Annotated in this window: 12 protein-coding genes; all 12 read right to left on the bottom strand. The window is 53.4% G+C overall.

Annotation, left to right across the window (positions count from 1 at the left end; all coding sequences use genetic code 11):
- Positions 1 to 38: 38 nt before the first annotated feature.
- Positions 39 to 2,498 (bottom strand): ATP-dependent protease ATP-binding subunit ClpC, encoded by a 2,460-nt coding sequence (gene clpC / locus ACX93W_RS23925; protein ID WP_459394903.1) that lies wholly within the window; start codon positions 2,496 to 2,498, stop codon positions 39 to 41.
- Positions 2,495 to 3,598 carry a protein arginine kinase gene (locus ACX93W_RS23920; RefSeq protein WP_459394902.1) on the bottom strand — a complete coding sequence of 368 codons (1,104 nt, stop codon included), beginning with the start codon at positions 3,596 to 3,598 and terminating at the stop codon, positions 2,495 to 2,497. Before ACX93W_RS23920 ends, clpC begins: the two co-directional genes overlap by 4 nt.
- Positions 3,599 to 3,604: 6 nt before the next feature.
- The gene (locus ACX93W_RS23915; protein WP_459394901.1) at positions 3,605 to 4,135 is read right to left on the bottom strand and encodes a UvrB/UvrC motif-containing protein; all 531 of its coding nucleotides are present in this window, start codon (positions 4,133 to 4,135) and stop codon (positions 3,605 to 3,607) included.
- Positions 4,136 to 4,160: 25 nt separating this feature from the next.
- On the bottom strand, positions 4,161 to 4,622 hold the full coding sequence (locus ACX93W_RS23910; protein ID WP_459394900.1) for a CtsR family transcriptional regulator: 462 nt from the start codon (positions 4,620 to 4,622) through the stop codon (positions 4,161 to 4,163).
- A 248-nt stretch (positions 4,623 to 4,870) separates the two neighbouring features.
- Entirely contained in the window at positions 4,871 to 6,280 is a 1,410-nt protein-coding gene (locus tag ACX93W_RS23905) for a sensor histidine kinase (RefSeq protein WP_459394899.1), read from the bottom strand.
- On the bottom strand, positions 6,277 to 6,960 hold the full coding sequence (locus ACX93W_RS23900; protein ID WP_459394898.1) for a response regulator transcription factor: 684 nt from the start codon (positions 6,958 to 6,960) through the stop codon (positions 6,277 to 6,279). The genes ACX93W_RS23905 and ACX93W_RS23900 overlap by 4 nt, the downstream gene beginning before the upstream one ends.
- Positions 6,961 to 7,010: 50 nt before the next feature.
- Positions 7,011 to 7,988 carry a FecCD family ABC transporter permease gene (locus ACX93W_RS23895; RefSeq protein WP_459394897.1) on the bottom strand — a complete coding sequence of 326 codons (978 nt, stop codon included), beginning with the start codon at positions 7,986 to 7,988 and terminating at the stop codon, positions 7,011 to 7,013.
- Between the two features lie 19 nt (positions 7,989 to 8,007).
- Complete coding sequence (gene isdE / locus ACX93W_RS23890; RefSeq protein WP_459394962.1) at positions 8,008 to 8,985, bottom strand: heme ABC transporter substrate-binding protein IsdE; 978 nt, start codon at positions 8,983 to 8,985, stop codon at positions 8,008 to 8,010.
- Positions 8,986 to 9,060: 75 nt separating this feature from the next.
- Positions 9,061 to 10,149 (bottom strand): heme uptake protein IsdC, encoded by a 1,089-nt coding sequence (isdC, locus tag ACX93W_RS23885; protein ID WP_459394896.1) that lies wholly within the window; start codon positions 10,147 to 10,149, stop codon positions 9,061 to 9,063.
- Positions 10,150 to 10,438: 289 nt separating this feature from the next.
- The gene (gene isdG / locus ACX93W_RS23880) at positions 10,439 to 11,563 is read right to left on the bottom strand and encodes a heme oxygenase (protein WP_459394895.1); all 1,125 of its coding nucleotides are present in this window, start codon (positions 11,561 to 11,563) and stop codon (positions 10,439 to 10,441) included.
- Positions 11,563 to 12,561: a FecCD family ABC transporter permease gene (locus ACX93W_RS23875; protein ID WP_459394894.1), complete on the bottom strand. Its 999-nt coding sequence runs from the start codon at positions 12,559 to 12,561 to the stop codon at positions 11,563 to 11,565. Before ACX93W_RS23875 ends, isdG begins: the two co-directional genes overlap by 1 nt.
- Entirely contained in the window at positions 12,558 to 13,571 is a 1,014-nt protein-coding gene (locus ACX93W_RS23870; protein ID WP_459394893.1) for an ABC transporter substrate-binding protein, read from the bottom strand. The genes ACX93W_RS23875 and ACX93W_RS23870 overlap by 4 nt, the downstream gene beginning before the upstream one ends.
- Positions 13,572 to 13,734: the final 163 nt, after the last annotated feature.

Genomic DNA, 13,734 nt, shown 5'->3' with positions numbered 1-13,734 from the left:
CATCGCAAGAATCGGGGGGTTACATTTGTATACGGTCTTTATTGAGCGGCAGGCTGCTCTTGCGCTGGGTCCTGAACGATTTTGTTCACGACAAGCGCGCCTTCTTTTTCGTCGATGACAAAGGTATCGCCTTTTTGAATATGGCCCATCAGCAAATCTTCGGACAGACGGTCCTCGATGTGCTTCTGGATAGCTCTGCGCAATGGACGAGCTCCATATTGCGGATCGTAGCCTTCCTTGGCCAGGAACGCCTTGGCTGCATCCGTCAGCGTAAAGTCAACTTGCTGCTCGCGCAGGCGCTTGCGCAGCTCGTCGGACATCAGCGTTACGATTTGAGCGATGTGCTCTTCGCCCAGCGAATGGAACACGATCGTTTCGTCGATCCGGTTCAGGAACTCCGGACGGAAGCTCTTCTTCAGCTCCGCCATCACTTTATCCTTCATGAGGATAAAGTCGCGGCCCGCATCCTGTACCGCCGTAAAGCCAAGCGAGGAATTTTTCTTGATCTGATCGGCGCCCACGTTTGACGTCATGATGATCAGCGTGTTGCGGAAATCGACCACTCGGCCTTTGGAATCCGTCAAACGGCCGTCTTCCAGCACTTGAAGCAGGATGTTGAACACTTCAGGATGCGCTTTTTCGATTTCGTCCAGCAGCACGACGGAATACGGTTTGCGGCGCACTTTTTCGGTCAGTTGGCCGCCTTCCTCGTAGCCGACATACCCCGGAGGCGCTCCAACCAGTCTGGAAGTGGAGTGTTTCTCCATGTATTCCGACATGTCGATGCGGATCACCGCATTTTCATCGCCAAACATGGATTCCGCCAGCGCTCTCGCCAGCTCCGTTTTACCGACGCCTGTTGGGCCGAGGAAAATAAAGGAGCCGATTGGACGTTTTGGATCCTTGAGGCCTGCTCTAGCACGGCGAATCGCGCGCGAAACGGATTTAACGGCTTCCTCCTGACCGATAACCCGGTCATGCAGAATGTCCTCCATTTTCAGCAGACGCTCCGTTTCCTCTTCCGCCAGCTTGCTGACCGGAATGCCGGTCCAGCTTGCCACAACCTGAGCGATATCCTCCGGCGTAACCTCGGAATCGGTACGGCCTTGTTTCTCTTTCCACTGGTTTTTCGTAACGTCGAGCTCTTCGCGGATTTTTTGCTCCGTATCGCGAAGCGCAGCCGCCTTCTCAAACTCCTGGCTTTGTACCGCTGCGTCCTTCTCCTTACGGATGTCCTCCAGACGGTTTTCAAGCTGCTTCAGGTTTGGCGGTACCGTATAAGAGTTAAGCCTTACCTTGGAGCTTGCTTCGTCGATCAGGTCGATTGCTTTGTCCGGCAGGAAGCGGTCCGTAATGTAGCGGTCCGACAACTTAACGGCTTGCTCGATGGATTCGTCCGTAATTTTGACGCGGTGATGAGCTTCGTAGCGGTCGCGCAGGCCATGAAGAATCTGGATGGCCTCGTCCACGGAAGGCTGATCGACCGTAATCGGCTGGAAGCGGCGCTCCAGCGCTGCATCCTTCTCGATGTACTTGCGGTATTCGTCCAGCGTCGTAGCGCCGATGCACTGCAGCTCGCCGCGCGCAAGCGCAGGCTTCAGAATGTTGGATGCGTCGATGGCGCCTTCCGCGCCTCCCGCTCCGATAAGCGTATGCAGCTCGTCAATAAACAGGATGATATTGCCGGCTTGGCGAATTTCGTCCATGATTTTTTTCAAGCGATCCTCGAATTCGCCACGGTATTTGGTACCCGCAACGACGGAGCCCATATCCAGCGTCATAACGCGTTTGTCGCGCAGCGTTTCCGGAATTTCGTTGGCGATGATTTTTTGCGCCAGACCTTCCGCGATTGCTGTTTTGCCGACGCCGGGTTCACCGATGAGCACCGGATTGTTTTTGGTCCTGCGGCTAAGCACCTGAATGACGCGCTCGATTTCCTTGCTGCGTCCGATAACAGGATCCAGATTGCCTTCCTTGGCATAGGCGGTCAAATCGCGTGCCAGTCCGTCCAGCGTTGGCGTGCTGACGTTAGCCGGCGCGCCATGGTTGCTGGATACCGCTTCGCTGCTTCCAAGCAATTGCAGAACCTGCTGGCGCGCCTTGTTCAGGCTGATGCCGAGATTGTTGAGCACGCGAGCGGCAACGCCTTCGCCTTCGCGGATCAGGCCAAGCAGAATATGCTCGGTGCCTACGTAAGTGTGGCCCAGCTTCCTGGCTTCGTCCATGGAAAGCTCAATGACTTTTTTGGCGCGGGGCGTGTAGGCGATATTGTTCGGCTGCTCTTGGCCGCGTCCGATAAGCGCCTCCACCTCGTCCTGAATTTTCTCCAATCCCAATCCCAGACCGGTCAAAGCTTTGGCGGCGATGCCTTCGCCTTCCCGAATAAGTCCCAGCAAAATATGCTCGGTGCCGATATTGTTATGTCCGAGGCGAACCGCCTCTTCCTGAGCCAATGCAAGTACCTTCTGCGCGCGTTCCGTGAATCGTCCAAACATCATTGTTCTGCACCCCCATGATTCATTTGATTACCCAATTTCTCCCTAATTAAATCAGCTCTCCGGCAATCCCTTTGTTCCGCGCTCATTTTTTCATTAAACGCTTGCTGCAGGAAACCGGGTTGCGTCATCACCAGCAATTCATTCATGACTTGCGGCGTAATGATAGGCAATATGCCCAAATCCACGCCCAATCGGACATCCGACAGACGCTGGGCCGCCTCCTTGGAATCCATAATAACCGCATGCGTCAAAATGCCATAGGAACGTCTTACTCGATCCTCGATCCGAACCCTGGATTCCTCCAGCAGCCGTTTGCGGGCTGCGCGTTCATGCTCCACGATCTGCTTCGCAACGCCATGCAGGTTGTCGATAATTTCTTCCTCGGAGAGTCCAAGCGTGATCTGATTGGAAATCTGAAACAGATTGCCAAGCGCTTCGCTGCCTTCCCCGTAAAGCCCCCGAACAGCAAGGCCCACCTGGGTGACTGCCGACAAGATCCGGTTGATCTGCTGAGTCAGCACAAGCGCAGGCAAGTGCATCATCACCGAAGCTCGAATTCCAGTCCCTACATTTGTAGGGCATGTCGTCAAGTAACCCCTTTTTTCGTCGAACGCAAAGTCCGCAGCTTCCTCAAATATATCATCGATTCCATTTGCCAATGCCCAGGCCTCTTCAATCTGAAAGCCGGGATATAGACATTGGATGCGCAAATGATCCTCTTCGTTAACCATAATACTTACCGCTTCGTTGTCGCTCAGCATGACGGCTCCGCCTCGCGACTCGTTCGCCAGCGCCGGGCTGATCAAATGCTTCTCCACCAGCACCCGCTTGTCTAACTCGCTGAGATCGGAGAGCAGAATCGTTTCGAATGTCCCTATGCTGTTCAGCCGTCCTTCTTCATTAACCGCAGTCAGCTGCTTCTGGACCTCGATGGCCTGCTGTCCTGTCGCCAGGAGCGGGAACGGCTGATGTCTCAGATTGCGGGCCAGCCGTACTCTGCTGCTGATCACAACATCGTAATCGGGACCTGTGCCTCGCATCCAATCGCTAAGCGCATCACGCGAAAATCGGTGATTGCTCACCAGACTCACTCCTTCCATGCATCCTTATTGCTCTGCGAGCTTTTTCTCCAGCTCCCGAATCCGGTCGCGCAGCCCCGCCGCGCTCTCGAACTCTTCTTCCTGGATATGGCTCTGCATTTCACGGCGCAGCTTCTCGATTTCCCGTCTGCACTGGATTTGTCCGCCCGTCCGTTTTGGAACCTTTCCGCTGTGAGCCGTGCTGCTATGCACTCGCTTAAGCAGGGGGTCCAAACGTTCGTTAAAGGCCTGGTAGCAGGAGCTGCATCCAAAACGGCCGATTTTGCTGAACTGCGCATAGGTCATGCCGCAATCCTCGCAGCGAATCTGCTGCGGCGGCGCATTGCCTATTGTATGCTGGCCCGCAATTCCTGCTGCACCAAAATCCAGAAGTCCGGATAGAAGACTATGGATGGAAAACCCTCCGGGCGAACCCGGTATGCCCTCGCCTTTTTCACGGGCGCAGGATTCGCAGATATGGAATTCTGTTTTTTCGCCGTTAATGATTTTTGTAAAATGCAAACTTGCCGGCCTCTGGCCGCATTCCTGGCAAATCAACGTTAGCCCCTCCCTTCCGCCGGTCCTATTTGACCAGCAACGAAATGAGCATGGACGTCAGCAATCGGGCTCTTATCTCATCACGGGCTGGCAACATTAACGCTATCGTATCCCTGTGAATGGCCGCGCGAAGCATATTGCCTTCGCGTTTGGAGACGATTCCCGCTTCCTCGAGCTGATAGATCAGCCCTTCTGCGGCAGCCTGATCGACGCTGCGTCCGATGGTGCCCTCAATATGGTGCTGAAGACTTTTAAGAGCGGGAAGATCCACTCGCTGAATACGGATGTATCCCCCTCCGCCGCGCTTGCTCTCAACCATGTAGCCCTTCTCCAGCGTAAATCTTGTGCTGATTACATAATTGATCTGCGACGGCACGCAGGAGAAGCGGTCCGCCAGCTCGTTGCGTTGGATCTCGACTGCGCCTTCCTCGCTCCCATCCAGCATCTGCTTTAAATAATGTTCAATGAGGTCGGAAATGTTACGCAAATCACCAGCCTCCCATTGACTTTGACTTTCTTTGACTTTAACTTTATTATACGCAAAACAAGGCCGAGGTCAAGTGTCTTCGTTTAAATTTTCTGACGATTCAAAGCTTCTCGCCAAATGCCCGTCGCTGGCCCTTCAAAAGCAAAATTTCACGCCAAAAAAGCGCACCGCTTTTCCATTTAGGTTGGTGCGCCAAACACGAAATTATACCTACGAACTCCATTTTTCCGGCATCTTTGGTTTGCTTTTTACCGATTGGCTCCTCGTCCGGTTGGTTTGTGCCCATAAGGCAGCCGTACAGAAAACGTCGTTCCTTTCCCGACAATGCTCTTAACCCCGATCTCTCCGCCATGAAGCTTGACAATTTCCCAGACGATGGACAGCCCAAGCCCCGTGCTGCCCGCTCCCCTCTGCCTTGCGCCGTCTCCACGGTAAAACCGGTCAAAAATAAAAGGAAGCTGCTCCTCCGGAATGCCGTCTCCATTATCCGAAATATTAACCACGGTACAGCCGTTTTCCTGGAACGCCTTAATCTCGATCGATCGCCCTTCCGCTATATGCTTGACCGCGTTCGACAGCAGATTGGACCATACCTGCACAAGAAGCACTTCGTCCCCAAAAACATGAAGCTCAACCGGTACCTGCATGCGCACGGCCAGCCCCTTTTCGGTCAATTGCCACTCCAGCAATTTGAGGCTTTGCCTAAGCTGGGACTTCACGGGGAAAACGGTTTTGGCTATGTCTTCCTTGTCATGGTCCAGCTTGGACAACAAAAGAAGCTGCCTGCTGAGAGCGGTCAAATGGCGCGCTTCCTGGCCGATAATTCCAGCATAATAACGCTTCTGACCATCATTCAGTCCATCTTGCAGCAGCGTATCCGCAAAGCCTTGTATGGAAGCCAGCGGGGAATGGATTTCATGCGAGACGTTAGCGACAAAGTCTTTCCTGGCTTTGTCCGAACGTTCCAACTGACTGCTCATGATCTGAAAATGAGACGCCAATTGTCCGATTTCATCCCTTCGCTTGGTGGGAAGCCGTAGATTAAAGTCGCCTTGGGCGATTCTTTTGGTCGCCTCCGTCAAAAATGTGATGGGCTGAACCAGATAGCGGGTACTCAGCAGAAAATAAGGGATGCTGAACAGGATGGACAATACCAGGATCATCGCAAAAAAGATTCGCAGCTCCCCGAATTGCAAGGAAACGTCCGGCCTCAAAAACAACGCGTACCGTTTGTCGCCCACCTCCAGCGGCAGGCCAACCGAATTTTCCAGGCTGTTCTTAAAATAGCCCGTAATGAGGAGGTGGCTGGGGAACCGGGCTACGCCATGATACGGCTCGCCCTCCAGCACCTCCCGAGCGACGGATTGCGGCAACTCCGGATCGCGAAACGGGCTTCCATAAAAGATGCCCGCACCGTCATCGCTGTATACATAAAGCTGATAACCCAAATCCGCGGCATTTTGCAAATATTCCTGCAGCAGTTCGGGATTGCGCTGGGCAAATTCGCGTATGTGTCCGGCAATGCTGGATAGCTTGGCGTCATTGTAAGGCTTAAGCATCCAGTGATAATACACATTGGAGACGATAAACCCCAACAGGCTGCTGAGCGTTATCGTATAGATGGTAATGACGAATACGCGAAAATAAAGCGACCTCATGCCGGGCTTACCTCAAACTTGTAGCCGATTCCCCTGACCGTCTGTATGCCAAAGCTCCACGCGTTTTCGGAAAATCGTTTTCGCAAACGTTTGATATGGACGTCAACCGTCCGTTCGTCGCCCTCGTAGCCGAGTCCCCAAACAAGCCGGATCAACTCTACGCGCGAGAAAAGTCGTCCTGGGTATTGCGCCAGCTGCGCCAGCAATTCAAATTCCTTAAGCGGCAAAAAAAACACTTCGTCGCCAGCCTGCACCTCGTAGTTTTTCCGGTCGATCACGATGCCGGACAGCTTGATCTGGTCGCTGGAGACAAGGGAGTACCGGCGAAACAGGGCTTTGATCCGAAACAGCAGCTCCGGCAACTCAAACGGCTTTGTTATGTAGTCATCGGTTCCGCTCAGATAACCTTGCTCCTTGTCGCTAAGCTGATCTCGCGCCGTCAGCATAATAACGGGTATATCATAATGTTTTCTGACATATTGACAGAGCGAATAACCGTCGACCTCCGGCATCATCACATCCATAATGGCCAAATCGACAACATTTCCTTCCAGCAAACTCATTGCTTGACGCCCATTTTGAGCTTCCAGCACGCGAAATCCCTCTTGGGCCATATAATGGCCGAGCAACGCTCTATAGTGATCATCATCATCCGTAATCAGCACCTGCTTCATTAACAAACTCCCCCTCCCTGCCATCCCTTTTGAAAATTTGCCAACCCGGGTTAACGCTAGAGCTTGCGATCGCTGCGCTTCAACATATAAATTAGAAACGGCCCGCCGATCACCGTCATAATAATAGAAGCCGGAATTTCGACCGGGGCAAGTATCGTGCGCCCCAGCGTATCGGCAATCAGAATCAGGAGCGCGCCTCCAACCGCGGAAAATGGCAGCAAGTAACGAAAGTCGGCTCCCAGCAGCAGCCTTCCGATATGCGGCACAAGCAAACCTACAAACATAATCAGGCCGCCTACCGCAGTTGCGACCGAGGCCAGAAGTACCGCTACGGCCGAGAGAATCAGCCGGGTCCGCAAAACCCTCATGCCCAGGCTTTTGGCCGTCTCATCCCGGAATGCCAGCATATTGCACCAGCGGCCAAGCGGCATCGCCAACAGCAAGCCTATACCGCCGAAGACGACCAGAATCTGCACATCCTCCCAGGTCTTCATGGTGAAAATAGATGACACCGCCTGATTGACGCTTGTCACCGCGTAGCTGCCGCGATAATTAAAGGATTGCCCCAGTCCCGTAAAGGTAGCGTTGATCGCTACGCCCACCAGGATCAAACGTAGAGGGCTCAATCCCGATTTCCATGACAAGGAATAGACCAGATAGCAGGCAAACGCCCCGCCCAGCACGGAGAAGAGCGGCGACCAGAAATACAGCGCCGGAAAAAGAGTCACGACGGTTAAAGAAACCAGCCCCGCTCCCGAAGAAACGCCGATGATGCCGGGCTCCGCCAGCGGATTTTTCATAACGGCTTGCAGCAGCGCGCCGGATACGGAAAGCGCAGCTCCCGCCAGCATGGAGACGATGATGCGGGGAAACCGCAAATCCTTGACGATTTGTCCCTGTTCGCTGAAACCGCTAAAAAGACTTTGCACCAACTCAAGCAAACCGATCTTCAAGCTTCCTGTCGTGGCGGAATAAAGGGCGGCCGCGATCAACAGCAGCGTCGTGCAGCTTAATACGACAATAGGCCTGGCCATCTGTCACATTCCTTTCGCATTACGGATACAGCATTAGCAGCAGCACATCCATCGCTTCGCCTGCCGCCAAATTACCGGTTGTTCCAAACAACGTTTCTTCCAGATCGTATACGCGATCATTCTGGACCGCCTTGAAATGCTTCCATATATCGTTCTTTTTGAACTCCGCGTCAAACATCTTGACGACTTCCTCCGGCATGCCATGGGCTGCCCGCAGAATGACGTCGGGATTAGACTGATGCAGGTATTCGGTATTGGAGGCCAAGAACTCCACCGATTCTCCCTGCACAATGTTTACGCCGCCCATCAGTCTCACCAGGTCGCCGATATAGGAATGCTCCGTCGCTACCAAGTAGCTTCCGGGAACGCCCATCAGAATCAGTACGCTTGGTTTTTCCTTCCCCTCGGTTGCAGCTTTGATCTGCTCCAGCTTGGCATCGTATTCCCGTACGATGGCTTCCGCTTGTTCGGTTCTGTCGTATTTTTCTCCCAGCTTCAAAATCTCGGTTTGCATATTTTCCATGCTGGTCAAGTTCAGAAAACTAGCCGCGATTCCCGCATTGTCGAAGGCTGGCTCCAATTCATATTGAAGCGTCGTCACGGAAAGCACATCGGTTGGCGCAAGCGATTTGACGATTTCCATATCCGGGCTCATAGGGTTGCCTACCTTGGTGACATCGTTATAGCGTTCAGGCAATGTTTTTACGCTTTTGGGGATTCCCACCAGATCAAGCTCCAGCAGATCCATTATTTGCGTAATCGCAACCGTCGTGGACACGATGCGGTGTTCGCCGTCAGCCTCGTCATCCCCTTGCTTGTCATCCTCCTGCCGCGTTCCTTCGCTCTGCGAGTCAACTGCTTGCTGTCTGTTCCCATCGTCTTGAGGGCCTTCCGTTTTCTGTTCTTGACCCAACTCCGGGGATGCCGCTGCCTCTCCCTGTTCCATTGCTGAATTGGCACCACAAGCCGATAATAGCAGTACCGTTAGCAGCAGCATCCATGTCATTGCGGATTTCCAGCTATTCAAAAATTTCATTGTATCCTCCTGTACGGCATATGGCTTTTACGCCGCCTACCGTTTTTTCATCCTTCTGGCGTACAGGATTCCTGCGCCCCCAAGAAGGATAACCGCCGTCAGCAGCCACCACAGAAACGCGTAACCGGATGTCGATTCCTCCTTGTTCTGAGGAGCTGCCGCCGTCAAGCCGCCGTCTTCTCCATTTTCTGCCTCAAGGCCGCTTTCAGCTGTGCTGTCGGCTACCACATGTTCTTCTGATGAAGCGCGCTCTTCAGCCGCCGCATCAGCACCTCCTGCAAGCGCTGGTCCTTCTTCGCCGCCGTGATCATCGCCTTCAGCCTTGTTGCTGGAATCCGCTGCCGGGGTTCCCGCTTCCTCACTGAGCTCCGCAGTCAGGTCGGACGCTTGAGATGGCTCAGCCCCCTCTGCACCTCCATCAGGCTCGGGAGAACTCTCCTTGGCGCTATCACTTTCTGCCGCTAGGGCGGCTTCCGAAGCAGAAGGCGCTGCCGGAACTACAGTCTGGCCTGGTGCAGCCGATGCCGAAACGGCAGGTTTCTCGGAGCCGGATGGTTTCGTTGAAACCGATGGCTTATCGCTGCCGGCTAGCGCAGGCGTCGGCACTGCGGTTGCCGTCGATACAGCTTCCGTCTTCACGGTCGCGGCTGCCGCTTCAGCCGCCTTAATCAACTTGAAGCTATCCTCTTTGAATACAATGCGTATCGTATAGTCGTGATCGTAGTCGATTTCTTCAACCGTAACGTGAATTTTGGACACGATTGGTTTGCTGATGTCATCCGTCCCGAATTCAACGAGACGGGTATCCTTGCTTTTGCTGCTGGATATGACGCGCGTGTCGGCATACCCTCCGCCGGAAGGCACTTTAAACTCCGTTACCCATTTGCTGTGATTAATGGTGAGGCGAATACTGGCTTTGCCGCCGCTCAACGTTACGGTAGCCGGCTTTTCCCAATAGTCATTGGCCATGGACACGGAGTCATCCTCCGCTTTGAGCACCAGATAATCGGCTGTATAGGTGCCGTCTGCCAATTGGCTTGAGGCCTGTGCCTTTTGGGGGTTAATCAGCACATGGAATACAAGCACAAACATGCCTATCCACTTCAAAGTCTGAATTACCTTCAAGGTTGTTCCTTCCCTTCGATCAACGGATTCTATCGGAGCTTGCATATTCGTCGGTTACATATCGGTCAGAATTTTATATGATAACGATAATTATTATCAACTACAAGATTATCAATATAAAATCCTCTATGTCAACACCTTTTTTCCTGAATATCCCTTCAACTTCTTTCCTGCAACAGACCTAACGGGCCTCAAGGCAACTGCTGTATCCCTGATAGCCCGCTATAAAAGGAGTTCGTGCATTTTAAAATTGTTCAGAAATCCGATCCAGAAATCCGGTCTGCTTCGGTTATGCGTTTTGGGCTTCCAGGGATTGCTGGAGAGGCTGGCGTACAACCTTCACCTCATAAAATACGATTTTGTTGGAAATGATGTATTCCGGCGTCTCGCGGTGGGAATGGGATTCGCGGAACGCCTCGCTCCGAGTCCAGCCCTGGAAGCTTTCTTTGTTGGCCCAGCGGGTTACAACCGACACTTCATCATATTCCTTCGTATTTTCCGTCAAAAGCACCTCAAGACCCAGAAAACCTTCCATTCCTTCCACTTTGCCTACCTTGTTGAAACGCTCGATCAGCTTCTCTCCATTGCCCTTTGTGATTTGCGATACATTCGTTACAATTACCATTTTGTTTTCCTCCTCGTTTTTGATTGGTATGGGGATAATGACGGGATAACTTCCATTAAAATCAACCTTGGCCGCAACCCCGAATACATTGAGCATAAAAGCGGGGTTGATGACGGCATGCGGCGGACCGCTTGCCGCTACGCTGCCGTTCTCCATCGCGATCAGATGATCGCTGTATGCGGCCGCCTGCTGCAAATCATGCAGCACCATCACGACGGTAATGCCGAGCTTCCGGTTCAGGCGCTTTAGCGTCTCCATCAGCTCTAGCTGGTGGCATAAATCCAGGTAGGTCGTGGGCTCATCCAGCAGCACGATGTCCGCTTCCTGGGCAAGCGCCATTGCAATTCTCGCTTTTTGTTGCTCTCCGCCGGACAAGGTATGGAACAATCGTTCCTCCTGATGCCGGATGCCGACGGCAGACAGGGCCGAATCAATAGCGGATTGATCGGTTGACGAAAGCCGCTGCCTAAATGGAGATTGGCGTGGCGCTCTGCCTAGAGCGACCAGCTCCCGCACGGTAATATCCGGAATTTGGCCCTTCTCTTGGCCCAGCAGGGAGACGAGCTTGGCGAATTCCTTGCGGGAGTAGGCCTTGGATTGCTGCCCCTGGTAGCGGATTTCTCCGCTATCCGGCTTCATCAATCTTGCAATGAGGCGAAGCAGCGTCGACTTGCCGGAACCATTGCGGCCCACAATGGAAGTGATTTTGCCAGCAGGTATGCTTTGATGAATGTGCTGAAGCTGAAACCGTTCGAAGGTGTAGGACAATTCCCTGATATCTAAAGCCATTACCGGATCAGCCTCCTTTTTTTGAGCAAGACGAGAAAAACGGGAGCCCCTACGCAAGCAAGCAAAATCCCTGCCGGCAGCTCGAGCGGATCAAACCAGCTTCTGGCCATGGTATCCGCCAGCACCATGAGCACTCCGCCCCCCACGATGGAAAAGGGCAGCAGATAGCGGTGATCCTCCCCTATGACCAGCCGCAGCGCATGGGGAACCAGCAGACCGACAAAACCAACAAGTCCGGCGACGCTGACGGCCGTTCCCGCAAGAAGTGCCGCCAACACGATGATGAGGAAACGTTGCCGCTCCACATGCTGCCCCAACGATTGGGCGGATTGGTCGCCCAATATGAGCAAATTGGACGCTTTGGCCGCAAAAGGCGTCAGCAGCAAACCAATTGCGGCATAGGGCAGCATAAAGGTCAGATGAGGCCAGCTTCGGCCGCTTAATCCGCCGGCCAGCCATGGAATAACGCTTTGAATACGGTCGGTATGGAGCACCATAATGCCGTTCATGACAGCGCCCAACAGCGCGTTGACGGCAATTCCCGCCAGCACGATTTTGACCGGGGAGCTTCCTCCATCCCATGCCAGCAAATAGATAAGCAAAGCGGAGATCAAGGCGCCTCCAAAAGCAAACGCCGGCAGCAGATAGGAGAGCTGCGGGAATAGCACCAGCGCAATGACGGCTGCCAGCCCCCCCCCCGCTGAAACGCCGATAATACCGGGATCCGCAAGCGGATTGCGCATAACGCCTTGCAGCAGCGTGCCGGAAGCCGCAAGACAAGCGCCGGCCAGCAGACCCACCAGCACTCTGGGCAGGCGAAGATTCCAAATAATAGTGTGGTAGGCTTCATCGCCGTTTCCGTTTAACGCCTTAATGATTTCCGGCAGCGGTATAAAAACCGAGCCGCTGGCTACTCCGTACAGCGATACAATAAGAATGGCCGGAATGGCCAAGATGGCAAGCCAGCGTCTTTTGTTGTTTCGGGATTTTACGCTCATGGCTCCAGCAGCTCCTGCAGCAGCGCTATGGCTTCAAGCACCCGCGTTCCGGGATTGGTTCCGAACAAATCGGCCGGCAGCACGTGGATGCGGCCCTCCCGAACGGCGCTTAGGGCATTCCAGGCAGGACTGCCTTCCATCTCGCGCACAAACCCTTTTTCGACCTCTTCCGAGCTGCCATGCGTCATGATCAGAATAACCTCGGGATTGGATTGCACGACCCGCTCCGTATTCAACTGGGCGTATTGGGGAAAGTTCTGCATGGCTTGAAACTCTCCGGCAACATTTACGCCACCGGCTTTCGCCAATATATCCCCGCTAAGGGAGTTCGGCAGCGCGGCAAGGTAAGTCCCGGGAGCGCCGTAAACAAGCAATACTCTGGTATCTCTGGCCTGTTTTTTTGCTTCCTTTGCCAAACCTTCCTCTATGTCCCCTATTAACTCCGCAGCCCGCTCCTCCTTGCCCAACAACCGCCCTATCAGCTCGATCTGCTCCTGAATATCCTCAACGGAATTGGCATGCGTGAGCACGACCTTGGCTCCGATGTTCTCCAGCAGCGGAACATCCTTGAGATTAAGCGGATCATTGCCAAGCAGAACATCCGGCTTGAGCACCGCGATTTTTTCCAAATCAACCGTGTGGGTAGAACCTACCTTGGCTGCCGCGGCCGCTTTTTCATTCGGCAGGGAGTCTTCTGTATCGGGCCTGCCTACGACCTCTCCTCCCAACGCGTAGATGATATCCACCTCTCCGCTGCCAAGCGCAACAATTCGTTCTGGCATTTTGTCGAAGCTGACTTTGCGACCGGCAAAGTCGGTGATGTCGACGGCTCCACTACTTCCGCCGATTCCGGCGCTTATGGCATGTTCTGCGCCATCGGTTGCCGCCGATGCCCCGCAGCCTGCGGTTATTCCAATTACGCAGACGATAGCTGCCAGAAAGCCTATGCTGCGTCCTATGACGAACTTCACTTTTAAGCCCCCAAGCATGGTGATTGATGTTGCTTCCATTTTTATTGCTTCCATTGTTATTGCTTGAAGTTTTTGCATTCATTGATGCTCTTTAATTGATATTGATTATCACTATAGATTCCATTGTACTATCCAAATATGAACGGCGTGTGAATAGCAGATTACAATTTTCCATTCCCCTGAACGTAGCGTGTTAAAAAGC

This window comes from Paenibacillus sp. CAU 1782 (genome assembly GCF_054551715.1).
Note: the sequence above shows the minus strand (reverse complement) of the source record. Positions and strands in the feature narration are given on the sequence as shown.

Coding starts and splice junctions, on each gene's coding strand:
- clpC (WP_459394903.1), bottom strand. CDS start 2,498: ATGATGTTTGGACGATTCACGGAACGCGCGCAGAAGGTACTTGCATTG.
- ACX93W_RS23920 (WP_459394902.1), bottom strand. CDS start 3,598: ATGGAAGGAGTGAGTCTGGTGAGCAATCACCGATTTTCGCGTGATGCG.
- ACX93W_RS23905 (WP_459394899.1), bottom strand. CDS start 6,280: ATGAGGTCGCTTTATTTTCGCGTATTCGTCATTACCATCTATACGATA.
- ACX93W_RS23895 (WP_459394897.1), bottom strand. CDS start 7,988: ATGGCCAGGCCTATTGTCGTATTAAGCTGCACGACGCTGCTGTTGATC.
- isdE (WP_459394962.1), bottom strand. CDS start 8,985: ATGCTGCTGCTAACGGTACTGCTATTATCGGCTTGTGGTGCCAATTCA.
- isdG (WP_459394895.1), bottom strand. CDS start 11,563: ATGGCTTTAGATATCAGGGAATTGTCCTACACCTTCGAACGGTTTCAG.
- ACX93W_RS23875 (WP_459394894.1), bottom strand. CDS start 12,561: ATGAGCGTAAAATCCCGAAACAACAAAAGACGCTGGCTTGCCATCTTG.
- ACX93W_RS23870 (WP_459394893.1), bottom strand. CDS start 13,571: ATGGAAGCAACATCAATCACCATGCTTGGGGGCTTAAAAGTGAAGTTC.